Genomic DNA, 25,777 nt, shown 5'->3' on the forward strand with positions numbered 1-25,777 from the left:
CTGTTAAGGCTCCAAATTTTGTTACACAAACAATTGTACGTCATCTTCTCGATTCAAGATAGTGAAGTTTAACCTCCTTATTCCTGCTGATTTCTACGTTGGAGTAAGATCGCGGAGGAGATAGTGAGGTTTTACTGCGCTATTTTGCGAAAAATGGCTTCTCGATTCGAAATAGTGAAGTTTAACCTCCTTATTCACTGCTTGCAACAAGAGACCATTCTACGTATAGAATGGTCTCCCTAAACGATTAAAGATTAACCTCTTCGTATATCCTCACGCAAACCAAAAGCAAAAAGAATATAAGTCCGATCCAAAGCAACTGTCTTTCCTTCGGCGAGTCCACTTGGCGAAGCGTACGCATCTGTACCGCCTCCAAGTTACGATGCTGCATGTATCCTTTCCACTCCATCGCGACAATCAGCTCTTCCACGGCTTGGAACAGCGAGATCATAAGCGGAATGACAAATACGGGAATATCCCGAACGTGAATGTTCCCCCGTTTCGGAGCCCGTTTCCCCCGCGCTTTCGCAATCATGATGAAACGGTCGGTCTCTTCGATAATTAGTGGAATAAAGCGCAGCACGAGAGAAGCGGTAAGCGCCAGCACTTCAACGGGAACATGAAGCCGCCTGAAGGGCTTCAGCATCGTCTCGAGTCCGGATTTCATAGCCGCGGAGCTTGTCGACAACGTAAACACGAGCCCGATTACGGTAATTTCGAAGAAAGCGAACCATCTGCGAAATGTATCGGCCGCATTCCCGAAAGAAAAGGAAAGCCCTTCCGCCCCGGCCAACTGTATGCCGGAGAAGGCGACGGCGATCGTTACGAGCCAGAGAAGCGGCTTGCACATGCGAAGCAGCTTGCCTCGGTCTTCGGGAGTTAACGCCGATACGCTCCCCCCGACAAACAGCAGCGCAATGCCGAGCCCTGCCCATCCGGTTTGCAGCACGATCCCGATAGAGAGAAGAGTATAGACCAGCCATTTTCGCTTCGGATCCAGCGCATAGACGAAGCTTCGATCGCTTTGCCCGGGCAGTGTTTCCGGAAGAGGGATCTCACTGGGAACGGGCACGTCCGATACGGATTTCGCCTGCGGATGCGCAGCAATGCTCTGCCGCGGCATTCCGCGCAGCTCGCCCTCGATCGCCTCCGCCAGCCGCTCCGGGGTCAAAGCGATCGAAGGGAGCCGGAACCCCGCTTCCTTCAATGCTGCGGCCACCTCCATCGCGCCGGTTAAGCCGATGCCGTACTGTCGAAGCAGCGTCGGATTCGCCATCAGCTCCACGGGGGTCACGTCGGCTGCGATCTTCCCGCGGTGCAGCACGAGCACCCGGTCGGCAATCGGCAAGAACGCGTCCAGATCATGCGTCGCGAGCACGATGCCGCACCGCTCCTTCCAGCGAAGCAGCTCCTCCGTCAGCCGGGACAGCGAAGCGGCGTCTAGTCCGGCGGACGGCTCATCCAGGAACAGCCAAGGCGTCTCGGCGGCCATGATCGTGGCGAGCGCGACCCGCCGCTTCTGCCCTCCGCTGAGCAGGAACGGGGATCGCTCCAAATAAGCGGCAGGAAGGCGTTGTCCTGCTAAAGCGTCTGCCGTGCGCCGGAGTCTGTCCGCCTTCGGCAGCCGATACGCTCCAAGGGAGTAGTCGAATTCCCCTTGTACCGTTCGAGCAAACAGCTGATGCTCGGGAAATTGAAACGCGACCGCATTCCGCAGCAGCAGCGCCCGATCGACTCTTCGGCCTTTCCAGAGCGGCCGATCGTCGTAATACACGTTACCGGCGGAAAGCACGGAAAGTCCGGCCAAAGCCCGAAGAAGCGTGGACTTTCCGGCTCCGGTCTTGCCGATGACGATTGTAATCGTTCGATCGGGCGCTGTGAATGAAATATGCTTCAGCAGCGGTTTAGACTGAAGACCGGCGGTGAAGACGGCGACGTCTCTCGCTTCAAGGGACAAGCCGCATCACCGCCTCGCTAAATTGGTTGGGAGAGAGCGGGAGGGCCGGCAATCGAATTCCCCGCGCTTGCAAGGCGCGCGCTGCGCGTACGACATATGGCGGTTCGAAGCCGAGCCGTTCGCAGGCCCCCGTCCGAGCCGCATCCGCCTCGCCGTAGAAGAATGCTTCGCACGTTCCGTCAAAGACGATGCGCCCCTCGCCTAGCGCTATGATTCGGTCCGCGTAATGGAGCTCCTCCATCCGGTGCGTGACCCAGAGGACCGTTCGGCCCAATCGGTTCAGCTTCGCCGTCGCCTCAAGCACCGATTGGCGGGAAGCCGGATCCAGCATGGAGGTCGCTTCGTCGAACACGATGCAGGATGCGCCTGCAGCTAGGCAGCAGGCGATATTCAGCAGCTGCTTCTGCCCGCCGGACAGCTGCTTTATGGGCATGTCGGACGGTACGCTCAGCCCGACCTCTCTCAGCAGCGCGGACATGTCGGCTGCGCTCATGCCGGCCGCGCATAACTGTATTTCCTCATAGACGGTTTCGCCGAGTATTTGGGTCTCCGGATTTTGCATCACCATATGGACGGTTTGGCCGGCCGCAACGATCCGCCTGCCTTCCGACAGCGGGATCATGCCGGAGAGTACGAGAGACAGGGTGCTCTTGCCGCTTCCGTTGTTACCGACAACAGCGGTCCAGCTCCCTTCGCGGATATGTATGGAAATTCCTTCAATGGCGGCCGGACGCTCGGAAGAACCGTGGAGGTATCGAACGGCGGCATTCTCCAGGGAGATCGCGTGTGGAATTTGTTTCCCCATAAGTCTATTCATTCCTCATCATGCGTGCTATAATCCTGATTGTTAACCAAAGATGAGATACGAGGTTAACAATATGGTGACACCAATGTATCATACCAAAGGAGAGAATTTCAATTGAAAAACGCATTCACATTACGCGGCATCGCATTCAGCGCCTTGTTCGCCGCACTGGTCGTCGTATTCGGTTATGTCAGCATTCCGCTAGGATTTTCGCCGGTTCCGATCACCCTTCAGACGCTTGCGGTCATGCTGGCGGGGGGCTTGCTCGGAGCGCGTTACGGCTTCTTCAGTATGATGATCGTCGTCGTATTGACGGCGCTTGGACTGCCTTTGCTGCAAGGCAAGGGCGGTCTTGCAACGCTTCTCGGACCGACGGGGGGCTATGTCGTCATGTGGCCGTTCGCGGCGATGCTCATCGGCTACACCGTAAGTAAAGTGCGAAAATCCGGATGGGTTGCGATCGCAGCCATTTTCCTCGCAATGGAATGCTTCGGTTCGCTGCTATTATATGTGACAGGCGTGCCTTGGCTGGCGCATTCGTTAGGGTTTACGACGGAAAAGGCGCTTGCCGCCGGATTTTATCCTTACCTGCCGGGCGATACGGTCAAGGCTGTCGCAGCGACGTTCATTACGGTTACGCTGCGGCAAGTTTTTCCGCAGCAGCGGTTGACGGGGCACGGCCATTACAACATACAGGTACAGCAACAGTCGGACTTGAAATAAACTAAACCGTTTATTGCCGCAAAGACTATGATCTTTGCGGTTTTTTTTCTGTGTGCTTGCGGCGCAGAAAACGGTTGACTCCTATTTCGGAATCTTCTACAGTAACTATCATGACTGGAAACGTTTTGCAATAATGACCGGATGGGGAAGGAGCCGCCAATGCCTGCGTTTAAAATACCGTTACGCCAATATACCAGCCTGCTGCGCAATTATTTGAAAAACCAACGCGCCTCTATGATCGGGCTGGCCGCTTTGCTTGTCGCGGGACTAATCATGCAGCTGGTCAACCCGCAGCTGATTCGCTATTTCATCGACTCCGCCCAAGGCGCGGAATCAAATCGTGCGCTCTGGATTGCGGCGGGGCTTTTCATCGGCGTGTCTCTGGTTCAACAAATCGTGAACGTAATCGCCGTCTACATCGGGGAGAACGTCGGCTGGATCGCCACCAATAAGCTTCGCGGAGACGTTGCGGAGCACTGCCTCCGCCTGGATTTGTCCTTCCACAAATCGCACACGACCGGCGCCATCATCGAAAGGGTGGACGGCGATATTAATGCGCTGGCCAATTTCTTTTCCAATTTCGTCATAACCCTTCTCAGCAACCTGCTGCTTGTCGTCGGCATCCTGATTCTGCTGTTTGCGGAGGGCTGGGTCATCGGGCTCGGCATGACTGTTTTCGTCGTATTTGCGATTTACGCCATTCAAAAGATTCGCAAATACGCCATTCCCTATTGGGGTCGGCTCCGCCAAATCAGCGCGGAATTTTACGGTTTTATGAGCGAACACCTGGAAGGTACGGAGGACACTCGTGCGAACGGCGCTACCGCGTTTGTCATGCACAAGTTTTATACGTTGCTCCGCAAGTGGCTGCCGATCAGAATCCGCGCGTTCATGGGCTGGGCCGCGATGTGGATTACAACGATCGTCGTCTTCACGCTCGGCAATGCGGTCGCTTTCGCACTGAGCGCTTATTTGTGGAAAAAAGGAGCCGTATCGATCGGTACGGTGTACATGATTTTTTACTATACCGAGCTGATGGCGAAGCCCATCGAGAAAATCCGCACCCAGATGGAGGATTTGCAAAAAGCGGACGCCAGCATCGTTCGCATTCGGGAGCTGCTGGACACAAAGCCGGCCGTTCGCGACGGAATCGGAACGCCTCTGCCGAAAGGGCCACTTGAGGTTCGGCTGGATCGGGTCACATTCTCATACGAGGAAGGCTCCACTACGCTGCATGATATCGATTTCCGTTTGGAGAAGGGGCAGGTGCTCGGCGTTCTCGGCCGTACAGGCAGCGGAAAGACTACGCTGGCAAGGCTGCTTCTGCGGTTTTACGATCCGCAGGTTGGGGAAATCAGATTTAGCGGCGTTCCGATTCGGGAAGCGTTGCTTCACGATCTTCGCACCCGTGTAGCGATGGTCACGCAGAACATTGAAATTTTTCAAGGCACCGTTCGCGACAACCTGACGTTCTACGACGAATCCATCTCCGATGAACGCATCATCCGGGTGTTGGATGAGCTCGGTCTGGGCGAATGGTACGCTGCGATGCCCGGCGGGCTCGATACGATGCTCGATTCGGGAGGAGGGGGACTGTCCGCCGGTGAAGCGCAGCTGCTTGCGTTTGCCCGTGTATTCCTGACGAACCCCGGTCTCGTTATATTGGATGAGGCTTCCTCGCGGCTTGACCCGGCCACCGAGCAGAAGCTGGAGGCTGCCGTAGGCAAGCTGCTTCGCGACCGCACGTGTATGATTATTGCGCATCGGCTTGCCACCGTACAGCGGGCGGATTACATTCTTATTCTGGAAAACGGCCGAGTGGCCGAATACGGCAAAAGGGCGGAATTGGCAGCAGACCCCGGCTCCCGATTCAGCCGGATGCTGAAGACCGGGCTCGAGGAGGTGCTCGCATGACGACGATGCAATTGCTATGGCGGCTTGTCCGGTACCGGCCGCTGTGGTATACGGCAAATGCCGTAATGTGGTCGCTTATTTATTTGGCGCCGATTGCGCCGGGGATGCTGACGAAGGAATTTTTCGATGCGCTTTCGGATTCCGCTTCGGCTACATTCGGCATATGGACGATCATCGCGCTTTTGCTGGGTGCGGCCGCCGTCCGGATTGCCTTTATCATTCTCGGCTTCATCACCGACGTTCAGTTTCGGATGCGCGTAGGCGGCTTGCTTCGGCGCAATATGCTCCATCATATTTTGCGCGAGCCCGGCGCTCGGGCCATCCCCGTCTCGCCCGGCGAAGCGATCAGCAACTTTCGTGACGACGTGGAACAGACGGAAGAAGCGATCAGCTGGTCCGTAGATGCGTTCGGTATGACGGTATTTGCCGTCGCTTCGTTCGCCATTCTGATCCGGATCGACGCGCGGCTTACGCTGTTCGTCTTTCTTCCGCTCGTACTTGTCGTTACGGCCGCCCAGCTGTCGACCTCGCTGCTGCAAAAATACCGGGCCGCCAGCCGCGAAGCGACGGGCCAAGTGACCGAGGCGATCAGCGAAATGTTCGGCGCCGTTCAGGCGATCCAAGTAGCAGGGGCGGAGAGCCGGGTGATCGGCCGCTTCAAGGCGTTGAACGATCAACGGCGCAGCGCTATGCTGAAAGATAAGCTGCTGAATCAGGTGCTCGATTCCGTCTTTTCGAATACCGTCAATTTGGGGACCGGGCTGATTCTGCTTTTGGGCGCGCAGTCGATGCGAAGCGGCGATTTTTCCGTAGGCGACTTCGCTTTGTTCGTCTACTATTTAACGTTTGTTACGCAATTTATACAAAACTTCGGAAAGTTCCTAGCTCTATTTAAACAGACGGAAGTATCCAAGCAGCGGATGACCGCCTTGCTGCAAAGCGCGCCGCCGGATCGGCTCGTGGAGCCGCATCCGCTTTATCTGCGCGGCGAGCTTGCGGAACCGGTCATTCCGGCCAAGACGGCGGACGATCTGCTTGACGTGCTGGAGGTGACCGGCCTTACGTACCGGTATCCGGAAACCGGACGCGGCATCTCCGATGTGAGCCTTCGCCTGCCGAGGCATTCGTTCACGGTGGTCACCGGGCGAATCGGCTCCGGCAAGACGACGTTCGTCCGTACGCTTCTCGGCCTGTTGCCCAAGGATGCTGGCGAGATCCGCTGGAACGGGCACGTCGTCGGCGATCCGGGCAGCTTCTTCGTCCCGCCGCGCAGCGCGTACACCCCGCAGGTGCCTCGCTTGTACAGCGACACGCTCAAGCGCAATATTTTGCTCGGAGTTGCGGATGACCCTGACCGGCTCGAAGCCGCGATTCGCGCCGCCGTGCTCGAAGCGGACATCGCGATGCTGCCCGACGGCTTGGAGACGGTCATCGGACCGCGCGGCGTCAAGCTGTCGGGCGGCCAGGCGCAGCGCACCGCAGCCGCCCGAATGTTCGTCCGCGAAGCGGAGCTGCTCGTGTTCGACGACCTCTCCAGCGCACTGGATGTCGATACGGAAAAGAAGCTGTGGGAGCGGCTGTTCGAGCGCCGATCCGCGACATGCCTCGTCGTGTCGCACCGCAAAGCCGCGCTCGCTTACGCCGACCGGATCGTGCTGCTGAAAGACGGCCGCCTGGAGGCGGAAGGCACGCTTAACGAGCTGCTGGCGACAAGCGAGGAGATGCGGCGGCTTTGGAACCGCGAGCTTGAGTAAAAAAAAGATCGTTCGGCCGTGACGGCTGAACGATCTTTTTTGTTACCATTCCGAACGATTTGCCCAGCCTTGTTGTTTGCGGATGAAAACAATTTGGCCGATATGGTACGCATTATGGGTGCAAAGATTGGATAAGGCGGCCCACCAAGGACAATCGCCGGGATAACCGGCTACGAAAGTATCGAGTTTTGACTCGGGGTGGTCTGAGATCGCTTTGCGGAATTCGTTGAATAGTTCGTCCAATTTACTTACAGCATGCACCCAGTTTTCTTCACTTATTTCTTCTTCAATATCAAATGTGCCGGCGTTATTTTTACCGGTCGATGTAAAGGATTCCTTGCCAATAAAGCGAGCTAACCATGTTTTATTCCAATACGTCAGGTGGCTGACGAGCTGCCAAATCGAATGGCTAGATTCGTCCTTACGCCACGCCGCTTGCTCCGCTGTCAATCCTTTGACCGCATCAAGAAACGTAGGGAACCAACTCAAGTCATTATGGCATGCGGCAAGTTGATCCAATAAAACATCTTTCTTCGAAGCGCTCATTCATTCTCTCCTTTATTGTTTGTTTCGAGCCAAGTGAAACGTTCGCTCAGCCTTATTACGCATATTGTAACATGCAGCCTCTAGAGGTTGGTTGAAGAAAACAATTATATTGAATTTTTCCGACCGTATATTGACGTTAATGGATTACATATGTAATATTAAGTTCAAGGATTACAATTGTAGTCAAAAAGGAGGTCCGCTTATGAAAGATGTTCCGAAAATATCGGATGCGGAGTGGGAAGTGATGAAGGTGCTGTGGTCGTCGTCTCCGATGACGGCCAATGAGGTCATCGAGGATTTGGAAGGCCGAAAGGATTGGAACCCCAAGACGGTGCGAACGCTGATTAAACGATTGGTGGAAAAAAACGCGATCGGATTTACCCAGGAAGGCAGAATGTATTGGTATCACCCGCTCGTTAAAGAGGAAGAGTGCGTCAGATCCGAAACGCAAAGCTTTATAAAACGGATCTATGGCGGTGCGCTTAAGCCGATGCTGGTGAACTTCCTTCAAGACGAAAAATTGTCCAAGGAGGATATTGAAGAACTGAAAAGCATTTTGGAGAAAAGAAAGGATTAAGCCGGATGACTACATTGCTCGTGGACTTATTTTCCTGGATTTTATCCGTTTCGGCGATGGCAAGCGTACTGGCGATCATTATTTTCACAGCCAAATGGTTGCTAAAAGAACGATTAAAGCCTCGTTGGGCTTACTTGCTATGGATGCTTTTGGCGCTTCGGCTGCTGCTGCCATGGACGCCCGAAAGCTCGCTCAGCGTGTTCAATATGTTGGATATGGAAGTCGCTGCTGACGAATTTTACGCTTCTGCTGCCGAACCGCTTTCCCAAATCAACAAAACCGCGGCACAAACGAATCAACCTGCAACGGCAACCGTACAAGTAAAGCCGGTCTCGCCCATGCAAATCGGAGCGTGGCTCTGGCTCATCGGCGCCGTTTCGCTTCTCGGCTATATTTTTACGGTCAATTTGCGGTTTGCCTGGAAAGTAAAACAAGAACCGAAACTATACGATCCGGAGATCCGGACCATATTCGAACGTTGTAAACATGAAATGAAAGTTACCCGCACCATCGCACTCATCAAGACAAATCTTGTATCAAGCCCCACTTTGCTGGGAGTGTTCAAGCCTAAGCTGTTACTACCCGAATCGGCGCTGTGCACCCTTAACGAGGAGCAATTGCGATACGTATTTTTGCATGAATTGTCACACGTACAACGAAATGATGTCGCGGCCAACTGGATCATGAACGTGCTGATTGTCCTGCATTGGTTCAATCCGTTGCTTTGGTACGCGTATCATAAGATGCGAGAAGACCAGGAAGTGGCTTGCGACGCCCTTGCGCTGACTCGGATTAACCCGGAGGACTCAAGAAACTATGCGCTGACCATTATTACACTGTTGGAGACTATCACAAAGCCCGTGCGTTTAGCGAGCGCCGCTAGCATTTCCGGGAATATGAGCGTGTTTAAGAAAAGGATTTCTATGATCTCAACATATACTAAAAATTCTTATCGATGGTCGTTGTTCGGTTTTGCCGTAATCATACTGCTAAGCGGCTTCGTGCTGACGGATGCCAAATCCGCCGCAACGCCGGAGACAGTTGTTGACGGTTACTTTCATGCTTTAGGGGAAAAGAAGCGGGAAACCCAAAAGTATGTTTTATATTCCGTCATTCTTGAGCACGACATTCAGGAAATGAAAGATCTGGACGGTAAAAAGGTAGCTACTGTCGAAGTGAAATTTGAACATCGGCAGGCTGCCAAATATCGCGCAATCGGCAGGGGAAGCGCGGTGTACGAATTAACATTGAATCGATCGGGGGACCGGTGGGTTATCGAAAGCGTGATTTCAAGAGATGTGAAATATAAGAGGAATGACATTCTACCGATGCTTTTTTAGCGAGTAAGGGGGCTCGAATCAGTGGATGTACAATGGAGAAGAAGATGTAGTTTTGTCGTAAGCTTTTGTTTGATATTCGCGGTATTATCCGCTTGCACGATCTCTGCAGATAAAAACATGGTATTGCCGCCGCTGAAATTCGGACAAGCCGCAACCATTAAAGTGACGTATTGGGACGAGGAAGCCTTCTACCGAGATTACGGCAATTTGTTTTTGAACGAATTCCCCAACATTACGGTTGAAGTCATTTCTACGCAAGGCACATATGGCGAAGGAAAGGATTCTGTGGTAGAACTGAAAAAGCTGTTTGAGAAAGAGCAGCCGGATGTGATGCTGTTAGGACCAAAAGAGTTTAGCGAATTCGTGAAAGACAATGTATTATACGAGCTGGACCCGGTAATACGGCAAGACGATTTCGATCTGTCGCCAATTTTGCCTGGATTGATTGAATTATTAAAGAAGGAAGGAGACGGGAAGCTGTACGGCCTTTCCCCAACCTTTAACAGTACGGCGCTTTATTACAATAAAGAATTATTTGAGAGATATAATATACCGCTTCCTAGGGATGGAATGAGTTGGGGGGAGGTGCTACAGCTTTCTAAAAGATTTCCGACGGACGGGGAAGAAAATGAGCGCGTCTACGGCTTCAGTGATTTCGGCGGCGAACCGACAAATCTCTTTTATAGGATCAGTGATACTTATGGATTATCTTATGTGGACCCAGAAGGAAGAAAAGTGAACATGAAAACGGATTCCTGGAGAAATGCAGCCGAATTAACCCTTCAATTTCTTGCTTCGAAAACCGTTTACCGGAAGTTTCAGGAAGACCCTATAAACATGCGATTCGGAGAAATGTTTTCGGCCGACCCGTTCTTAACCGGAAGAGTAGGAATGAGAATTGACGGGTCCTATTACATAAATTATTTAAAAGATGCAGAGGCAATGAATATTACGAATTTTGATTGGGATTTGGTTTCCATACCGGTGGATCCGACAAACCCGACGGAAGGCGATTCGTTTTTTATTAGCAGCGTTTTCGCCATCAATGCCTCCTCTCCTAATCTTCGTGCGGCTTGGGAGTTTGTAAAATACGTGAATTCGGATAAACTGGCAAAGATTACGTCGCGTTCTCCCCTGTATGGACTCCCTGCGCGCACCGAATATATTCGTAACGACGAAGGGAAGCATGTTGAAGCTTTCTACAGCTTAAAACCGAGGTCGTCCGGTTCTGCTTTCCATAATACTCCTTCGTCTTTTATAAGACCGTTTTTTGATATTGTTAAAAACGAGGCGTACAAGGCGGCGGAGGGAAGAGTCACTGTAGACGAAATGCTGAATGCCATTCAATCGGAAGGGCAAGCAGCGTTAGACCAAGCGTGGCAAGAGCTCACACTTTCTGAGGGAGACCAATAGCGCGCACTTGCGCGCTATTGCCCTAATCGCTCACTCCAGAATCTTGTCGAAAATGAGTCGGAGTATGTTTCGTTCTGCCGGATTCCTTTTATGCCATAGATTGATCAGTCGAAAGTCAGTGTTATCCGTTATTTGGTCAATTCCGCCAATGAACCTGATTTCGCTCAGTTTGCGGATCGTCGGGTCGTTGATGGATTTCGCAATCTCTTGGGCGAACTTACCGCCTTGGATGACCCGAAACGGACGATCATAGAAAAAAGTAACCTCTTCATCCATCATGTCGGTGATACCCAGTCGATTGTGTTTGCGCGCAAGGTATTCGTAGGCTTTGCACAGCGCTTCCTCCCGCGCTTTCCATGTCCCGGCCGATTGAACATCCAGCAGCAGCGGCAACAATTCGTCAGCGCAGTTCAATTTTTTAAATGCCGTACCGAACCATTTCGGATAAGGGGCATAGCGTTTCTCCATCAAAAAACATAAACTCATGACATCATGTACAAGTCTTGAAGCGATAATGGAACTTCCTAATTCATCGCCTACGTATCCCGCCCGCAGCGCCAGGTGCTCTTCTTGCCCAAGCCTGTTCCATATCGAAGCCATCAAATATAGCCATATATCTTTCGGATAGTATTGCAATTGCTTACGGGCACTCGCCAGCTGACCCATATCATCCCGGAAAACTTCTCCGCCTACAATCTCCGCCAAAATTTGCGAGGGGAAGATGAGCCAATCGACAAGTTGAAGCTCTTCAGTTATATCCGTACCCAACTTCTCCTTCAGAAACCGGGGCAGCGAGGTAATTATCGTTTGTTTCGGATCTACAGGAAAACCGTAAAATTCGTTATGCGCATTATGATTCAAACAGTCAAAAATAGGTTCAAGCAAATCGATTTCTTGTTCCTCAAGAAAAAGAAGAACACGGGGTCCCCAGTCATGATCCGCCGACATCTCGGTGTCGTACCCCAACACTTCGCTTCCGGGGCCAATAAGCGCCGATGCGTAGCGTAAGGCCGGAAAGCGTCTCGAAATCAACGGTTCTACAAATTCATAGTGAAACCTCTTGCTTAGTTCGACCCCGTTAATAAATGTCATTGCGACGATAACGACCTCCTCACTCTCAATAGGCCTTTCCATAAAGTTTACCTTTTTTTATGATACGGTTCACGCATAGAGTATGGCAAAACAAAAAAAGCTGCTCTAATTCGAACTGGAAAGGAAAAGGATATATGTGGAAAATGTAGAATTGTCAATTGTACGCTATTTAATCCGTAAGGAGTGTTCCCTTTTGAAAGACGAGAATGTTTATCTTAAAAATTTTCTCAAAGTAAGATTAGTTTCGGACTTTGAAAAAGCAAAAGCTTATTATCAGGATGTACTCGGCTTCAAAGTGGACGGGTGGGACTCTTATTTTTACAGCAATTTTGATGGAGTCGGACAGCTCTATGAAGAGTTCAAATCCAAAGGAGCGATCATCGCATACGAGCCGTTGTTGGAACAAATGGGAGACAGCCAGTGGAAGCATTTCGCGGTTAAAGATTTGGACGGTTATGTCATGGTATTCGGCGGGGGAAATTGACGATGTATAACCGGTTTGATGTCGTGCGTTATTAAACATCGCCGCACGGCCGCGCTCCGGTAGAAGGAGGACAACGGCATGCCTTTGGAGCCACATTATATTTTGGATTCGGAACTCGAGCTCGAGAAAGCAAATCCAAGGGATTATGCGATTCATTACACAACATACCGGGAAAACATTTTTTTCAGGCAAAGCTGGGAGCGACGAGTGTCAATATTCGGCGACGACTCCCCTTGTTACTGGATTACACTCCATAAGCGGCGGATCGGAGGGGTTTGCATTGAGCCCAATATGCTGCACTCGTTATTTTTCGAGCCGCCGTTTGTCGATATGTTTCGGGTATTGGCGCCTCTCAAAAGATTTGTAATCAGCTGCTCAGAACCGAATAAGCCAATACAAGCGTACGGAATTTTGCCGTATCAAGCGGAGCACTTTTTGCGCTTAGGTTTTTTGCCTTCGGAATCAAGACGCGTCATGATCAGACCGACGGAACGATTTGATCGGCAAGCGTGGGGAGAAGAGCTTGGCGCTGCTCCCCCCGACTCGGAGCAAACGGATACGATCGCCGAAATGTTATTTCATTCGTACTCCGGCTCCGATGGTATTGGGTATCCGGCAGAAAATACAGTGGAACAGCACAAATCAGCACTAGAATATTACTTCAAGCATAACGACGCTGAAATTCTGAAAGCGGCGTCCAGCGTAATTAACGACAAGTCGAATAACGACATCGTTGCAGTCTGCTTGATTTCTTTGTGGGAAGACCTTCCGTTAGTATCGAATATTGCCGTTATTCCCCGGTATCGCGGCGAACAGCTCGCGACAAAATTGCTGAAGAAGGCGCTGACCGTATTGAAAGATGAGTATGATGTGCTCCGACTGTTTGTGACCATTGGGAACCCGGCTGAAGCTTTGTATTATCGCCTGGGCTTTTATCCCGGAATGGCACAAACGACTTTTGATTTGCCGCTTAGAATCGGGGCAGATAAATAATCGACGATATAGGGGGCTTGGGATGGAAGCATATATTGAAGGGATTGAATATACCGAAATTCCTGTAACGGATCTGGACGAGGCGATTGACTGGTATTGCGGCCGACTCGGCGCAAGTCTCGGGATGAGGAATGATGAGATCGCTTATGTCGACTTTTCAATGGGTCCCAGTTTGTTTTTGGTCAAGACTAATGATCGTACGACCGCAACTTTTAAGGTGAACGGCAAAGACCATTACACGATCGGCTTCCGTGTCAACAACATTGAAGGCTTTCATTCTTTTCTTTCAGCGCTCGGAACGAAGGTGAACGATATTATTGACGAAGGACATATCGGAAAGTTCTTTACCTTCTACGACCCGTTTGGAAATATGTTCGATGTTCATCAGCCGGCAAGATAACCGAATCGGGGAATTTAACAAAAAAGCGGTAGAATATGCAAAGACCAAAGGAATGCAAGAGATCATAGATTCAACCGTTCATTATCGAAGTGTAATTGTTCGACACTTGGACCTTATCCCTGAGAAAGATTATGTAAAAGAGCACCCGGACGGAGACGGAAACAAATTTTCAATCTATAACCACCTTATAGGTTTTATCCCGCATGATGCGCATCACATGAACCAAATCAAAGCCTTCCTGTCGAAAGTACAAGCAAGTTAACTCTGCAAGCATTGTGGAAAGCGGTCCTCATTTGATATCAAGATGAGGGCCGCTTGACGATTCCTTATGAATTCACTGCGATCAGTGCTATGAACAAAATCCAGACCGAGCATAAAATGGCGTTCACAAAAATATCCGGGTACCTTTCTCTCAGTTGCTCGATCAATGCCGTGACAACAACAGCAATGATCGGAAGAGTGAAGCTCGGCAGCGTAAGTCCACCCGCCGTATTTTTATTTAACTTCGTATAAATGCTTCCTTTCGTTAAAAAAACGCCTGCGATCGAAGTAACTAGAATTAACAGCCATAATCCGTGTTTTGCACTTATTTTTTTCATATGTCCAACCCCTCATGTGAAGTTAACCTTTTGTGAATTCGACATAAGGAACGAATCTCCTCTTTGCGACAGCCTCTTACTACAAGCCGATCGCGTATGAATAATAAGCCGGTTGTGCTGGTATTTGGCATTTTCCATTTTCGCTATTTAGAAGACATCTTTGAGCCTCACCGTCAGCAAGAAATTCAAGAAGTGGTTCAGCGGATTTTGGAGTTTCGTCCGACAAAGGTATGTGTGGAAGAAGTTTTAGAAAGGAACGATGAGCTTAATGCGCAATATCAAAAATATGTCTCAGGGGATTTAGAGCTGTCTGCTAATGAGATACAACAATTAGGCTTTCGCATTGCCGGCGCTCAAGGACACGACAAAATCTATGCAACAGAATGGATGCATCTCGATCAGGCCGACCAAGCAATCCATTTCTGATAATTTTGTTCATATCCAAAATTAGGAAATCTGCTACTATTTTCTTGAGCGGAACATTGAAGCAACGGAAATCAGCGATGGCGGATTCGCCTACTTCATGAACTTCTTTGACCCCGACGGCAACATATTTGAAGTCATTCAATTGAAAAAATCGGAAGGTTAGTAAGTCAAAGACGAAAGACCGTCGATTTTTGTATCCGACGGTCTTCCGACTTATTAGATTCTCCTTACATTGCTCATGATGAATCCACTTTCGGGATAGGTGGGCATTCTTCTCAAGCTGTAGCTTACATCCTGTTCGGGAACATCATATGTAATATGGTTGACGAGGAAGTCCAGACTTGCTTTCATAATTTCAACGGTAATTCCTTCACCCGGGCAGCGATGCCCCTTTGCGGGGTCGCCGCCTCCTTGAGGAATGAACTTATATAAGTCGCCGTTCCAATCCGTAAACCGTTCCGGACGGAATTCATTCGGGTGATCCCAAATTCGGGAATCATGATTCGTTCCGTACATATCAAGAAAAACGAGCATTCCCTTTTTAAAATCGCACTGCTTCCACACAAAATCATCCCGCACGATCGCACCCAAGAACGGACCGAAAGGGTAAAAGCGGCGAACCTCTTGTGCGAACATTTCAAAATCGTTGTCATTGCCCGACCGCAGCTTTTCTTTATATTCCGGGTATTCATGCAAAGCAAGAGCCGCAAAAACAATAAAGGTTGAAATCGCTACAATCGGTCTTAACACATTTATCAGCTCGACCGCCGCCATTTGAGGATCGAGTTGATTGTCATTCAGTTCCTTGTGAAAAGCCATCTCATATAATGCCGTACCTTCTTCGGCTTTTCGGTCGCCTGCCCGAACATCTTCAATGACTTTTCGAATCCATTCTTCGGCTCTGTTTCTTGCCACCCTGCCCTTCCAGTGCCGAGGGCCAACCGCTCCAAAAGCATCCACCATCGCACTGAAGTCTTCCGCTCTTTGTTTTACTTCATCTTCGTTTATCGGTACCCCGGCCCAATAACATGCGATCCGGCAAAGCAGTTCTTTAGCTTCATCAAACAGTACGACCTTGTCGACAACTTCCCATCTGGCTATAGCGGCTTTCCACTGTTCCATCGCCAGCTCGGCCAAACGCTTTTGATGACTCGGGGTCATGAGAGACATGAACAAGAGCTTACGGTGAATGTGCGCTTCACCGTCCATAGTTTGGATGGCGTTCACACCGAATAACGTTTCTTGTACCCGCTTCGGTGCGGCGCCGTTCCGCTGGAACTTTTCCGAATCGTAGAACAATTTTGTCGCTTCCTCGCCGCTCATGCATATTACTTCTTGCCCCAATAAACGAGTTGTGAATAGATCCGACTTGTATTCATCCATTCTGTTTTCAATAAACAAGTAGCCCTCACGTATCAAAGCGATCGTATTATCGAGAGTTTTATCATGGGGAACTTGATTTTTCGTTGTCGTTACCATGCCGTCGGTCTCCTTTTAGCGAAACTGTAGTAAATGTAGTAAACGAGTATATGGTCACCAACATTACCCCAGCATATTCCAAATCGGTGGAAACGGCAGCATCGACTGGAAGGAAATACCTCAACAATAGCGAATTTCTTTACTAACAAAAGGAGGGCGTGTTATGGGCATAGTCATTTACGGGTCCAGGCGTAATTATTTGATTAAGCAATTCATTCGCGAGGGCGGGTTGCTGAGCTCGAACAGGCTGGAAAATATTTGAATGCATATATGCGTACAAGGTGGAGGTAATAATTTTGGAAGCTTTGATTGTAGACAAACCGGCCATGAAATTAATAGGTTTGGCCAAAAAGGTTACGCTACATGATGTAATAGAGAATAAAGCGACACTTGAGGTAGCGGCTACCTTTCTGGAAAGAAAACCGGAGATCAAGAATTGTATAAACGAAAGTGAAGTATTCGGGCTCTCAACCGATCCGGAAAATTATAATCCTGAGACAGACCAGTTTGAATTCTTTATTGGTATCGAAGTCTCATCAAACGATAATATTCCGGACGAAATGGTTTATAGGGAGATACCGGCCAATACGTACGTGTTATTTTCGTTTCAAGGGCCATTTGAGAACGCAGGCGCCGTACACAATTACCTTTATTCCTCTTGGCTGAATCAAAGCGGGTATGAGCTTGCAGGACGGTACAATATCGAAATATACGATGAACGTAATCATGGCCCTCATTCGGAAAACTCTATTACGGATATTTGTTTTCCGGTAAGAAAGAGCAGGAACATATGAACTTATTTGATATTACCGAGCTATCGCCACAACAATTAATCGGCAACTTCGATATAGCCGAAAGCCGGATACGGGGGTGATAATCGATGGCGACACTCCATGTAACGGTCGGTCTTCCGTGCAGCGGAAAAACTACCCTTGCTCGGCAGCTGGAACAGCAATATTCAGCGTTGCGACTTACTACGGATGAATGGCACACACGTTTATTCGGCCAGGATGTTGATGATCAGGAACACGACAGAAGACATGAATTAGTAGAAGCTATGCTTTGGGAAGTGGCTGCCCGAGTGTTGGTTCTTGGAGCGGATGTTATTTTGGACTTCGGGCTTTGGGTGCGCAGCCAGCGAGACGACATGCGCTTGCGAGCTGCGCAATTAGGCGCCGACTTTAAAATTCATTATTTAGACGCAACGGAAGAAGTTCTTTTTACGCGGCTGGCGGAAAGGAATGCGCATCTTCCTCAAGGAGCTTTTCGGATCCCGGAAACAAAAATGAAAGAGTATATACCCATCTTTGAACCTTTATTTCAAGATGAGCTTGCGTACAGCTGCGTTTACCCGCAAACATAGAGGCAAAATCCGCGTAAACCGCGGATTTTTTAATATGATAAAATGAACACAAGATCACTACTTGCAATGAAGGGACGTACCATGAATTTTCTAATAAACGAACGGACCATACAATCGCTCTGCGGACAGGCCTCCTTCCGAAAGGGTGAGGCTTATCGTCGTGCCGGAAAGGTGGCATTGACCCGTTCGGAAACGGAAGCCGAACGGTTGATTTATGAAGCAGCCGTGAAAGATAACGGCAGCTGCCGGGTTATCGTCGAAATTCGGCCGAACGGGGAAGTTTCGGCGGAATGTGCCTGCTCAGTCGGCTTCTCGTTCGATAAATACTGCAAGCACGTCGCGGCGGCGCTGCTTCAGATTGCGGACTCGCAGCGGTTCGAGGAGACGACGGAACAACCCTATTCGTCGGAAGAATCGCAGTTGGTCAACCGTGTGCTGGATCTGTTCAAGCACACGCCGCGTTCCTCCGGCGCTGCCCGCACCTTGTTCGAATCCCGTACGGCGCTGGAGGCGGAGTTTTCCATTGCGCCTTACGTATTCGGACCCCGCAGAAACTTGCTCGGCATCGAATGTAAGATTGGAGCGGGAAAGCGATATGTCGTACCGGACATCCGGGAGTTTCTCGGGCGGTTCGAACGCGGAGAACAGTATGCTTTTTCACGGCATTTCACATACGACCCCGCCCTGCATTTTTTTTCCGCCGCCGACCATGCGATTCTCACTCGGCTCATTGAGATTCGCCGCAACGAAAAGCTGCAGCGCGAAGCGGCGGGAGCTCTTTACACCGGCGAGGTCGGCGATCCGCGGACGCTGCCGATTTATCCGTTTGCTTGGGAGTCGCTCGCCCCTAAGCTGGCAGAGGCGCCGCTCGTTACAATTCGGCATGGCGAACGGAAGATTGACGGCGTCCGTTTCATGGAAGGGCCTCTTCCGCTTCAATTCGAGTTCGATCAGGCGGAGGGGGAAGGCTTCCTTCTCGACGTCCGAGGTCTCAAGGATTCTCTCGTTTTAGAGGCGTACGGTACGGTGCTGCTGGAAGGCGGTTTCTATCAGCTCAAGCCGGATGAGTGCGGCAGGCTTGCCGAGCTTCGGAAGATTACCGACGTCAGCGGATCGGATCGAATCCGTATTCCCCCGCGGCAGATAGAGCCGTTCATGGAGCGGGTCGTCCCGGGGCTGATGAAGCTGGGCGACGTCCGCATCGCGCGCGCCGTCTCCGACCGGATCGTCCGGTCGCCGCTGGAAGCCCGCGTCTATCTCGATCGGGTCAGCGATCGGCTTTTGGTCGGATTGGAGTTTCAGTACGGCGATATCGTCATCAATCCGCTCGAGGATGAAGGACCGCGGCGAGGGGAAGGCCGCATTCTCATGCGCGAAGGGGAGCGGGAATCGCAAATTTTGGAGCTGATCGAGACGGCATCCTTCGCCAAGACGGAGAGCGGCTATTTTATGCAGGATGAGGAAAGCGAATACGAGTTTCTTTATCATACCGTTCCGCAGCTCGAGCGGATCGCCAAAGTGTACGCCACGTCTGCCGTAAAGGCAAGGCTGCTCACAGGCAACCCGCCGCCGAATATTTCCGTGGACCTTGATGAGCGCACCAATTGGCTGGAATTCCGATTTCGATTGGACGGCATTCCCGAATCGGAAATTCGTAACGTAATACAGTCGCTGGTCGAGAAACGAAGATACCATAAGCTGCAGGACGGAGCATTGCTTCCGCTGGAGCGGGCGGAATTTTTGGAGATGATCCGTTTCCTCAATGAGGTCGGCATTCGTAAGAACGAAGTGGCCGGTCCGCGGTTCTCTCTTCCGGTTACGCGCGGGCTCCAGCTGTTGGAAGCGAGAGACCGCGACGGCGGGAACGTCGTTCGGTTAGGCAAGTCAATCCGAAGAATGCTGGAGCATTTGCGCAATCCGGATCATCTTGAGTTTCCCGTTCCGGATATGCTTGCGCCCCAATTGCGCGATTATCAGCAGTACGGCTACCAGTGGCTGAAGACGCTGGCTCATTACCGCTTCGGGGGCATATTGGCAGACGATATGGGTCTTGGAAAGACGGTGCAGAGCATCGCCTTCCTCGTCTCCGTGCTGCCGGAGATCAGAGCCCGCAATCAGCCGGCGCTGATCGTTTCGCCTGCCGCCCTTATGTATAACTGGCGAAACGAGCTGCGGAAATTCGCGCCTCAAATCCGAGCGGTTATCGCAGACGGCACCAAAACCGAAAGAACCGGGATTTTAAAAGAGGCAGGCAGCGTCGATGCGATTATCGTATCGTATCCTTTGCTGCGCAGAGATATTGAGCGCTATGCCGAGCTGTCGTTTCATACGCTCATTCTGGACGAGGCGCAGTCGTTCAAAAACTACGCAACGCAAACCGCGCAAGCGGTAAAAGCGCTTCGCGCCGAATACCGGTTTGCGCTTACCGGAACGCCGATTGAGAATGCTCTGGAAGAGCTATGGTCTATATTCGACGTTGTATTCCCAGGACTATTCCCGAACCGTAAGGCGTTCGGAGAGCTGTCGCGGGAGACGATCGCCAGACGAGCTCGTCCGTTTCTGCTGCGGCGCCTGAAGAGCGACGTGCTTCAGGAGCTTCCGGAGAAGATCGATTCGCACTTGGTTTCCGAGCTGCTGCCGGAGCAGAAGAAGCTGTATACGGCTTATCTCGCCAAGCTCCGGCATGAAGCATTAAAGCATCTGGATGAGAAGGATTTCCAAAAGAACCGCATTCGGATCCTGGCCGGACTGACGCGGCTGCGACAGCTCTGCTGCCACCCCGCCTTGTTCGTCAAAGATTATGCCGGCGGCTCGGCCAAGCTGGAACAGCTGCTGGAGACCATCGAGGATTGCCGCAGCGCGGGAAGGCGGTTGCTCGTGTTCTCGCAGTTTACGGAAATGCTGGGGCTGATCGGCCGGGAGCTTGGATATCGGGGCGTACCGTTCTTTTATCTGGACGGCTCAACGCCGGCTTCCGAGCGGGTCGAGCTGTGCGCCAGATTTAACGAGGGAGAGCGCGATCTGTTCTTGATTTCGCTGAAGGCCGGCGGTACCGGGTTAAACCTGACGGGTGCGGACACGGTTTTGCTGTACGACCTTTGGTGGAATCCCGCCGTGGAGCAGCAGGCCGAGGACCGCGCGCACCGCATCGGGCAGAAAAAGGTCGTTCAGGTCATTCGCCTCATCGCCCAAGGCACCGTGGAGGAGAAGATGTACGAGCTGCAGCAGAAGAAAAAGACGCTCATTGAGGAAGTCATCCGGCCCGGCGAAGAAGCGCTGTCCGCTCTCACCGAGCAGGATATTCGCGAGCTGCTGGCCATAGAATGAAACGGGGGAGGCGGTTGGGATGGGCCCGATCATTATCATTTTACAATTGATCATTATTGCAATTTTGATGAGAATAAACTCGAAATTGCCCAAGCGCGATTTGGTGAAAGAGGCGATGGACCGATACTACAAAGAAAAGGAGGAGGAAGAAAAGAGGGGAGAGTAAGTACAACAAAATCAACGAAATGATGGAGGTACAAATGGAGCTTCTCATTGTTATCGTTCTGATCATCGGTTTGGCAGGCGCGATCGGGAACCAGTATTCACTAATAAAAAGAATGGAGAGAATCGAAAAGGTTCTTGAGGAGATTAGGGATAAAAAATGAGGGATGAATAGTGCGAAATCGCGCGAGAAATGAACGAATTTTAAAAGTATTCGGAGTTTTTCTTGGTGTCGTTTTCGTATCCTATTTTACTTTTGCGCTGCTTTCGGAAATAGGGAATTCCACTGCTCCGGGAGCGGCCCTTTTTTACATCTGCTTGGTGATTTCTCTTCAAATCTCTTTTCTCATTGCGGTCGTAATCACAAAAAAGTAAGCGATGCTAATAATCGTTACTCTATATAAGAAGCCGGTCCAACCCGATGGTCCAATACGCCGATTCCGTATACGATCATATTTTGACCCGGCTGTTGTTTGAGCTTTGCAATTTCTTCCGCGATGTCGCCGCTAATCGGTCGGGCATTGTTCCAATCACCCCACGGAGTCTCATTGAGATGGTTAGAGAATACATATTTTGCAACCGGTTTGTTCTGGCGGCAAAATCGCCAGGTGCAAGCGGCCAAAAATCGGCCATTATCTCGTACGTTGTCCGCCCATATATTATTGTATCCACGGACTCAAGCAGCGCCAAGGCGTATGCATTCATTTCCTCATCCTGAATGAACCAGTCCAACCATCTCTGATACAATAACTTTTCTCATCAAGTTAACCTCCTGTTTTGGGTTAACGGAACGGAATGTCCGCTAAAATGGGCAAGTTTACATAATTCGGCGGTTTAACGGAAGTCCGTGTCCGCTAAACGGTGCAAATAATCGGTTTACTCTGGTTTTTGTCGATTTAGCGGACAAATCGTTCCGTTAATTATAGGTATTTTGCAAATTTCTTTGAATTAACGGACATTCGAGTACGTTAACTCCTAACATCGGCTCCGGATTCGATTTCTCCCGATTGTATTACATAAATTTTATCTGACTGATATGAACAATTCTCATGAATTGCTATAATTTTGAAAAGAAAAGAAATTCAGGAGGGAATGTCATATGATGGCGATTGTGAAAAAGATCGGACAAATGTTTCTGTTCACCTTGATCATGGTCGGATTAATATTTTTGCTGTCTTATGGAATTGGATTGGTTTCCGACTATAACGTTCCGGATGTCGCATTCGTGGTTGCTTTAATCATTATTGTCGTGGGCGCATTTTCTTTAATGGGAGGCAACGGAATTCGAAGTCGAACCCCTTTTCCAGGAAATGAACAAGACGTAACCGGTACGATTTTAGAGCTCGAACGCGAGATGCAAGATATACGAACTCAAGGATCGAAGCAATACGTCGCCGAAAACCGGATTATATCGTTATCGGCTGTAAAATTCGTTTTCGTTATTTCAGGCATTGCTTCGATTGTGATCATTAATGTAGTGTACTAGCTGCCAAAGGCGGGGAATGTATGAATGAACAGCACCGAATCATCCAAGATGCGATGAAAAAATGGGCACCCTTCGCTCGGATCGTTGAAATAGAAGAACGGCCAATCAAACCGGGGTTTCAATCGGTCGAGTTGTTTCGCCATAAAATTGCGGTTATCGAGCGGGGCATTGAAAAGGAAGTGTTTCTAGTAACGAAAAAAGCCTCATTACACGAACGAAGAACACTTTCTTTACTATGCTCCCAATCGGCTAAGGTACCGTTTCATTATTCGGACGATCCGGAGCCAGACTCGCCAAGCTTTGTGTGTATGCAGGATATCGATCACAACACGGATTATACGAAACTCGATTTACATGTAATTGAGCAGCACAAGATACCTAAAGCATTGGCGCACATTCATGCTTCTAATTACCGGCGTTCAGAGGAATTGTCGTGGCTTTCATTTGCGGATCGACGGTACATTACCGGCATGCTCCAAGAACGTTGGAAACCGCAATGGGAAAAAGCATTAAAGGATGGGCAATTTCGCGAGAAATTTCGCGCCTATATTCCAGATGTACAAGCTGCGGCGGCAACAATCATTGACGATATGGAACATGTGCTGAACGACGAATTCTCTCATACGCTGATCCATACGGATCTTCACCCCGGTAACATACTTAGCACCAACGATAATGAGGTCTTTTTCATAGATTGGGAGGAGGCTCGGTACGGCACATTTTATTTGGATATTCCTCTTCCCTTTCGCGATCGGCATTCGGCGGAAAATTACCATCAATTGCTGGCAGCTTCAAACATTGACATTCCGCTTGCCCATTACATTCGGCAGTACCGGACCGCTTCGCGTTATATCGGATTGCGGTATATGGCTTGGACGCTTTGGGATTGGAAAGAAAGCCCGAGCACTCTGCAGTCGCTTAACAATTATTTAGGCATGGTAGTAGGGTAACCGCTAGAGAGCGCCGCCGCAGCGACAAAGTTTGTTTTCGGGACGAAAGATTGATACATTGAATTTAATAGTGATAGAATACCCGGCAACCCGCAATATATAAGGAGAAAATGACATGAAATACCGGAGTTTGGAGCAATGTGTACTCGACTTGGAACGGCATGGGCACCTGATCCGTGTCCGTGAAGAAGTCGACCCGAATCTCGAGATGGCGGCGATTCATCTGAAAGTGCAGGCGGCGGGCGGCCCCGCCTTGTTGTTTGAGAATGTGAAGGGATCTCAATACCGCGCAGTATCCAACCTGTTTGGAACAGTAGAACGCAGCCGATTTCTGTTCCGGGAGACGTGGGACGCGGTGCAGGACGTTATCGCGCTGCGCAGCGATCCGATGAAGGCTTTGAAGCATCCGCTTCGCAACTTCAGTTCCGGATTGGCCGCATGGAACGCGCTGCCGTCGAAGCAGTCCGGACTTGAGCAGCTTCAGGAAATATCCGTCTCGGATATGCCGCAGATCCGCCACTGGCCTGACGACGGAGGCGCCTTCATCACGCTGCCGCAGGTGTATTCGGAAGACCCGGAAAAGCCGGGCATCATGAACGCGAATCTGGGCATGTACCGGATTCAGCTTAACGGCAATGACTATGAGACCGACAAGGAAGTCGGCTTGCATTACCAAATCCACCGCGGAATCGGCATCCACCAAGCCAAAGCGAGCAAGGCCGGTGCCCCGCTGAAGGTCAGCATCTTTGTAGGCGGTCCGCCGGCTCATACGCTGGCTGCCGTCATGCCGCTTCCGGAAGGCTTAAGCGAGATGACGTTCGCCGGGCTGCTTGCCGGGCGCCGCTTCCGCTACAGCTACGTCGACGGCTATTGCATCAGCTTGGACGCCGACTTCGTCATTACCGGCGAAATATTCCCGGGCGAGACGAAGCCGGAAGGACCGTTCGGCGACCATTTGGGTTATTACAGCCTTACCCATCCTTTTCCTGTGATGAGGGTGCACAAGGTTTACGCGAAACCGAACGCGATCTGGCCGTTCACTGTCGTCGGGCGTCCGCCGCAGGAGGATACCGCGTTCGGCGCAATTATTCACGAGCTGACAGGCGATGCGATCAAGCAGGAAATTCCCGGCGTCAAGCAAGTGCATGCCGTTGACGCCGCCGGCGTACATCCGCTGTTGCTGGCGATCGGCAGCGAGCGGTACACGCCCTATGAGCGGCCGAAGCAGCCGGCTGAGCTGCTTACGCAAGCGAACCGGATTCTCGGGACGGGACAGCTTAGCTTGGCTAAATATTTATTTATAACGGCGGAAGAGGATCGTCCTCTGGACACCCACCGCATTGCCGATTTCTTCTCTTATGTATTGGAGCGTATCGATCTTCGCCGCGATATTCATTTTTATACGAATACGACGATCGATACGCTGGATTATTCGGGGACCGGGCTGAACAGCGGCAGCAAAGCGGTGTTTGCGGCGTACGGCGGGAAGAAGCGGGATTTGTGCACGGAAATTCCGGATGCGCTGAAGGAAATTCGCGGTTTCGGACAAGCAAGCCTCGTTATGCCGGGGGTTGCCGCGCTGCAAGGGCCGTCCTTTACCACTTATGCGAATGCAGAGCTGGAAATGAACGAGCTGACGTCCGCGCTGGCGGAGAAGGGACCGGTCGGGGATTGTCCGGTGATCGTCGTGTGCGACGACAGCCGGTTTGTCAGCAGCGACATTGCTAATTTCCTTTGGGTTACATTTACGCGCAGCAATCCTTCCCACGATATGTACGGTGTGAACAGTAGATATGAATACAAGCATTGGTCCTGCGACAATGTTGTTATCGACGCCCGTTCGAAGCCTCATCATGCGCCGGCGCTAATCCCCGATCCGGCGGTGGAGCGAAGCATCGCACGTTTCTTTACGAAAGGGGCAAGCTTGGAAGGAATTAAGTTCGAGTAAAATCCGGCCTTCGAACTATCATATTCAGACGCATTCTCT

Annotated in this window: 23 protein-coding genes; 17 read left to right on the forward strand and 6 right to left on the reverse strand. The window is 50.8% G+C overall.

Annotated features, from left to right (window positions below):
- Positions 1-247: 247 nt before the first annotated feature.
- Both PT964_RS23260 and PT964_RS23265 read right to left on the reverse strand, forming a co-directional pair.
- Positions 248-1,957 carry an ATP-binding cassette domain-containing protein gene (locus tag PT964_RS23260; RefSeq protein ID WP_274365758.1) on the reverse strand — a complete coding sequence of 570 codons (1,710 nt, stop codon included), beginning with the start codon at positions 1,955-1,957 and terminating at the stop codon, positions 248-250.
- Complete coding sequence (locus tag PT964_RS23265; RefSeq protein WP_274365759.1) at positions 1,947-2,762, reverse strand: energy-coupling factor ABC transporter ATP-binding protein; 816 nt, start codon at positions 2,760-2,762, stop codon at positions 1,947-1,949. Before PT964_RS23265 ends, PT964_RS23260 begins: the two co-directional genes overlap by 11 nt.
- Before the next feature lie 114 nt (positions 2,763-2,876).
- On the opposite strand from PT964_RS23265, the gene PT964_RS23270 reads away from it, so the two are divergent.
- From PT964_RS23270 to PT964_RS23280, 3 genes are all read left to right on the forward strand, one after another.
- Positions 2,877-3,485, forward strand: a complete 609-nt coding sequence (locus PT964_RS23270) for a biotin transporter BioY (RefSeq protein WP_274365760.1) — start codon at positions 2,877-2,879, stop codon at positions 3,483-3,485.
- 159 nt (positions 3,486-3,644) lie between these two features.
- Entirely contained in the window at positions 3,645-5,399 is a 1,755-nt protein-coding gene (locus PT964_RS23275; protein ID WP_274365761.1) for an ABC transporter ATP-binding protein, read from the forward strand.
- Positions 5,396-7,153: an ABC transporter ATP-binding protein gene (locus PT964_RS23280; protein WP_274365762.1), complete on the forward strand. Its 1,758-nt coding sequence runs from the start codon at positions 5,396-5,398 to the stop codon at positions 7,151-7,153. Before PT964_RS23275 ends, PT964_RS23280 begins: the two co-directional genes overlap by 4 nt.
- 42 nt (positions 7,154-7,195) lie before the next feature.
- Here PT964_RS23280 and PT964_RS23285 read toward each other — a convergent pair whose 3' ends face one another.
- Entirely contained in the window at positions 7,196-7,699 is a 504-nt protein-coding gene (locus tag PT964_RS23285; protein WP_274365763.1) for a DinB family protein, read from the reverse strand.
- Positions 7,700-7,901: 202 nt separating this feature from the next.
- Here PT964_RS23285 and PT964_RS23290 point away from each other — a divergent pair, with 202 nt between their 5' ends.
- The 3 genes from PT964_RS23290 to PT964_RS23300 are packed head-to-tail and all read left to right on the forward strand — an operon-like array spanning position 7,902 to position 11,029.
- Positions 7,902-8,276 carry a BlaI/MecI/CopY family transcriptional regulator gene (locus PT964_RS23290; protein ID WP_274365764.1) on the forward strand — a complete coding sequence of 125 codons (375 nt, stop codon included), beginning with the start codon at positions 7,902-7,904 and terminating at the stop codon, positions 8,274-8,276.
- Between the two features lie 5 nt (positions 8,277-8,281).
- Positions 8,282-9,616, forward strand: coding sequence for a M56 family metallopeptidase (locus PT964_RS23295; protein WP_274365765.1), 1,335 nt, complete (start codon positions 8,282-8,284; stop codon positions 9,614-9,616).
- A gap of 21 nt (positions 9,617-9,637) precedes the next feature.
- Entirely contained in the window at positions 9,638-11,029 is a 1,392-nt protein-coding gene (locus PT964_RS23300) for an ABC transporter substrate-binding protein (protein ID WP_274365766.1), read from the forward strand.
- Positions 11,030-11,059: 30 nt separating this feature from the next.
- Here PT964_RS23300 and PT964_RS23305 read toward each other — a convergent pair whose 3' ends face one another.
- Positions 11,060-12,121: a DUF4037 domain-containing protein gene (locus PT964_RS23305; RefSeq protein WP_274365767.1), complete on the reverse strand. Its 1,062-nt coding sequence runs from the start codon at positions 12,119-12,121 to the stop codon at positions 11,060-11,062.
- A 193-nt stretch (positions 12,122-12,314) separates the two neighbouring features.
- Here PT964_RS23305 and PT964_RS23310 point away from each other — a divergent pair, with 193 nt between their 5' ends.
- From PT964_RS23310 to PT964_RS23320, 3 genes are all read left to right on the forward strand, one after another.
- Positions 12,315-12,605, forward strand: a complete 291-nt coding sequence (locus PT964_RS23310) for a VOC family protein (RefSeq protein ID WP_274365768.1) — start codon at positions 12,315-12,317, stop codon at positions 12,603-12,605.
- A gap of 474 nt (positions 12,606-13,079) precedes the next feature.
- Positions 13,080-13,598 (forward strand): GNAT family N-acetyltransferase, encoded by a 519-nt coding sequence (locus tag PT964_RS23315; RefSeq protein WP_274365769.1) that lies wholly within the window; start codon positions 13,080-13,082, stop codon positions 13,596-13,598.
- Positions 13,599-13,620: 22 nt separating this feature from the next.
- Positions 13,621-13,998 (forward strand): VOC family protein, encoded by a 378-nt coding sequence (locus PT964_RS23320; RefSeq protein WP_274365770.1) that lies wholly within the window; start codon positions 13,621-13,623, stop codon positions 13,996-13,998.
- 326 nt (positions 13,999-14,324) lie between these two features.
- On the opposite strand, the gene PT964_RS23325 is transcribed toward PT964_RS23320, so the two are convergent.
- Entirely contained in the window at positions 14,325-14,597 is a 273-nt protein-coding gene (locus tag PT964_RS23325) for a hypothetical protein (RefSeq protein ID WP_274365771.1), read from the reverse strand.
- A 96-nt stretch (positions 14,598-14,693) separates the two neighbouring features.
- Here PT964_RS23325 and PT964_RS23330 point away from each other — a divergent pair, with 96 nt between their 5' ends.
- Positions 14,694-15,023: a DUF5694 domain-containing protein gene (locus PT964_RS23330; protein WP_274365772.1), complete on the forward strand. Its 330-nt coding sequence runs from the start codon at positions 14,694-14,696 to the stop codon at positions 15,021-15,023.
- A gap of 216 nt (positions 15,024-15,239) precedes the next feature.
- Here PT964_RS23330 and cypC read toward each other — a convergent pair whose 3' ends face one another.
- Positions 15,240-16,502: a CYP152 family fatty-acid peroxygenase CypC gene (gene cypC / locus PT964_RS23335; RefSeq protein WP_274365773.1), complete on the reverse strand. Its 1,263-nt coding sequence runs from the start codon at positions 16,500-16,502 to the stop codon at positions 15,240-15,242.
- A gap of 296 nt (positions 16,503-16,798) precedes the next feature.
- On the opposite strand from cypC, the gene PT964_RS23340 reads away from it, so the two are divergent.
- The 7 genes from PT964_RS23340 (at position 16,799) to PT964_RS23370 (ending at position 25,738) form a co-directional block, all read left to right on the forward strand.
- Positions 16,799-17,296 (forward strand): GyrI-like domain-containing protein, encoded by a 498-nt coding sequence (locus tag PT964_RS23340; RefSeq protein ID WP_274365774.1) that lies wholly within the window; start codon positions 16,799-16,801, stop codon positions 17,294-17,296.
- Positions 17,297-17,382: 86 nt separating this feature from the next.
- Complete coding sequence (locus PT964_RS23345; protein ID WP_274365775.1) at positions 17,383-17,865, forward strand: P-loop nucleotide/nucleoside kinase family protein; 483 nt, start codon at positions 17,383-17,385, stop codon at positions 17,863-17,865.
- An 81-nt stretch (positions 17,866-17,946) separates the two neighbouring features.
- Complete coding sequence (locus PT964_RS23350; protein WP_274365776.1) at positions 17,947-21,192, forward strand: DEAD/DEAH box helicase; 3,246 nt, start codon at positions 17,947-17,949, stop codon at positions 21,190-21,192.
- Positions 21,193-21,211: 19 nt separating this feature from the next.
- Entirely contained in the window at positions 21,212-21,358 is a 147-nt protein-coding gene (locus tag PT964_RS23355) for a hypothetical protein (protein ID WP_274365777.1), read from the forward strand.
- A 1,095-nt stretch (positions 21,359-22,453) separates the two neighbouring features.
- Positions 22,454-22,840 (forward strand): hypothetical protein, encoded by a 387-nt coding sequence (locus tag PT964_RS23360; RefSeq protein WP_274365778.1) that lies wholly within the window; start codon positions 22,454-22,456, stop codon positions 22,838-22,840.
- Between the two features lie 20 nt (positions 22,841-22,860).
- Positions 22,861-23,790 carry a phosphotransferase gene (locus PT964_RS23365; RefSeq protein ID WP_274365779.1) on the forward strand — a complete coding sequence of 310 codons (930 nt, stop codon included), beginning with the start codon at positions 22,861-22,863 and terminating at the stop codon, positions 23,788-23,790.
- A gap of 115 nt (positions 23,791-23,905) precedes the next feature.
- Positions 23,906-25,738, forward strand: a complete 1,833-nt coding sequence (locus tag PT964_RS23370; RefSeq protein WP_274365780.1) for a UbiD family decarboxylase — start codon at positions 23,906-23,908, stop codon at positions 25,736-25,738.
- Positions 25,739-25,777: the final 39 nt, after the last annotated feature.

The sequence above is a fragment of the Paenibacillus thermotolerans genome (assembly GCF_028745515.1).
Taxonomy (GTDB): Bacteria; Bacillota; Bacilli; order Paenibacillales; family YIM-B00363; genus Paenibacillus_AE; species Paenibacillus_AE thermotolerans.

Bases quoted from the DNA above. Each gene is read 5' to 3' on its own strand.
- PT964_RS23265 (WP_274365759.1), bottom strand. From the start codon at position 2,762: ATGGGGAAACAAATTCCACACGCGATCTCCCTGGAGAATGCCGCCGTT.
- PT964_RS23275 (WP_274365761.1), top strand. From the start codon at position 3,645: ATGCCTGCGTTTAAAATACCGTTACGCCAATATACCAGCCTGCTGCGC.
- PT964_RS23280 (WP_274365762.1), top strand. From the start codon at position 5,396: ATGACGACGATGCAATTGCTATGGCGGCTTGTCCGGTACCGGCCGCTG.
- PT964_RS23285 (WP_274365763.1), bottom strand. From the start codon at position 7,699: ATGAGCGCTTCGAAGAAAGATGTTTTATTGGATCAACTTGCCGCATGC.
- PT964_RS23290 (WP_274365764.1), top strand. From the start codon at position 7,902: ATGAAAGATGTTCCGAAAATATCGGATGCGGAGTGGGAAGTGATGAAG.
- PT964_RS23295 (WP_274365765.1), top strand. From the start codon at position 8,282: ATGACTACATTGCTCGTGGACTTATTTTCCTGGATTTTATCCGTTTCG.
- PT964_RS23305 (WP_274365767.1), bottom strand. From the start codon at position 12,121: ATGACATTTATTAACGGGGTCGAACTAAGCAAGAGGTTTCACTATGAA.
- PT964_RS23315 (WP_274365769.1), top strand. From the start codon at position 13,080: ATGATCAGACCGACGGAACGATTTGATCGGCAAGCGTGGGGAGAAGAG.
- PT964_RS23320 (WP_274365770.1), top strand. From the start codon at position 13,621: ATGGAAGCATATATTGAAGGGATTGAATATACCGAAATTCCTGTAACG.
- PT964_RS23325 (WP_274365771.1), bottom strand. From the start codon at position 14,597: ATGAAAAAAATAAGTGCAAAACACGGATTATGGCTGTTAATTCTAGTT.
- PT964_RS23330 (WP_274365772.1), top strand. From the start codon at position 14,694: ATGAATAATAAGCCGGTTGTGCTGGTATTTGGCATTTTCCATTTTCGC.
- cypC (WP_274365773.1), bottom strand. From the start codon at position 16,502: ATGGTAACGACAACGAAAAATCAAGTTCCCCATGATAAAACTCTCGAT.
- PT964_RS23345 (WP_274365775.1), top strand. From the start codon at position 17,383: ATGGCGACACTCCATGTAACGGTCGGTCTTCCGTGCAGCGGAAAAACT.
- PT964_RS23350 (WP_274365776.1), top strand. From the start codon at position 17,947: ATGAATTTTCTAATAAACGAACGGACCATACAATCGCTCTGCGGACAG.
- PT964_RS23355 (WP_274365777.1), top strand. From the start codon at position 21,212: ATGGGCCCGATCATTATCATTTTACAATTGATCATTATTGCAATTTTG.
- PT964_RS23360 (WP_274365778.1), top strand. From the start codon at position 22,454: ATGATGGCGATTGTGAAAAAGATCGGACAAATGTTTCTGTTCACCTTG.
- PT964_RS23365 (WP_274365779.1), top strand. From the start codon at position 22,861: ATGAATGAACAGCACCGAATCATCCAAGATGCGATGAAAAAATGGGCA.
- PT964_RS23370 (WP_274365780.1), top strand. From the start codon at position 23,906: ATGAAATACCGGAGTTTGGAGCAATGTGTACTCGACTTGGAACGGCAT.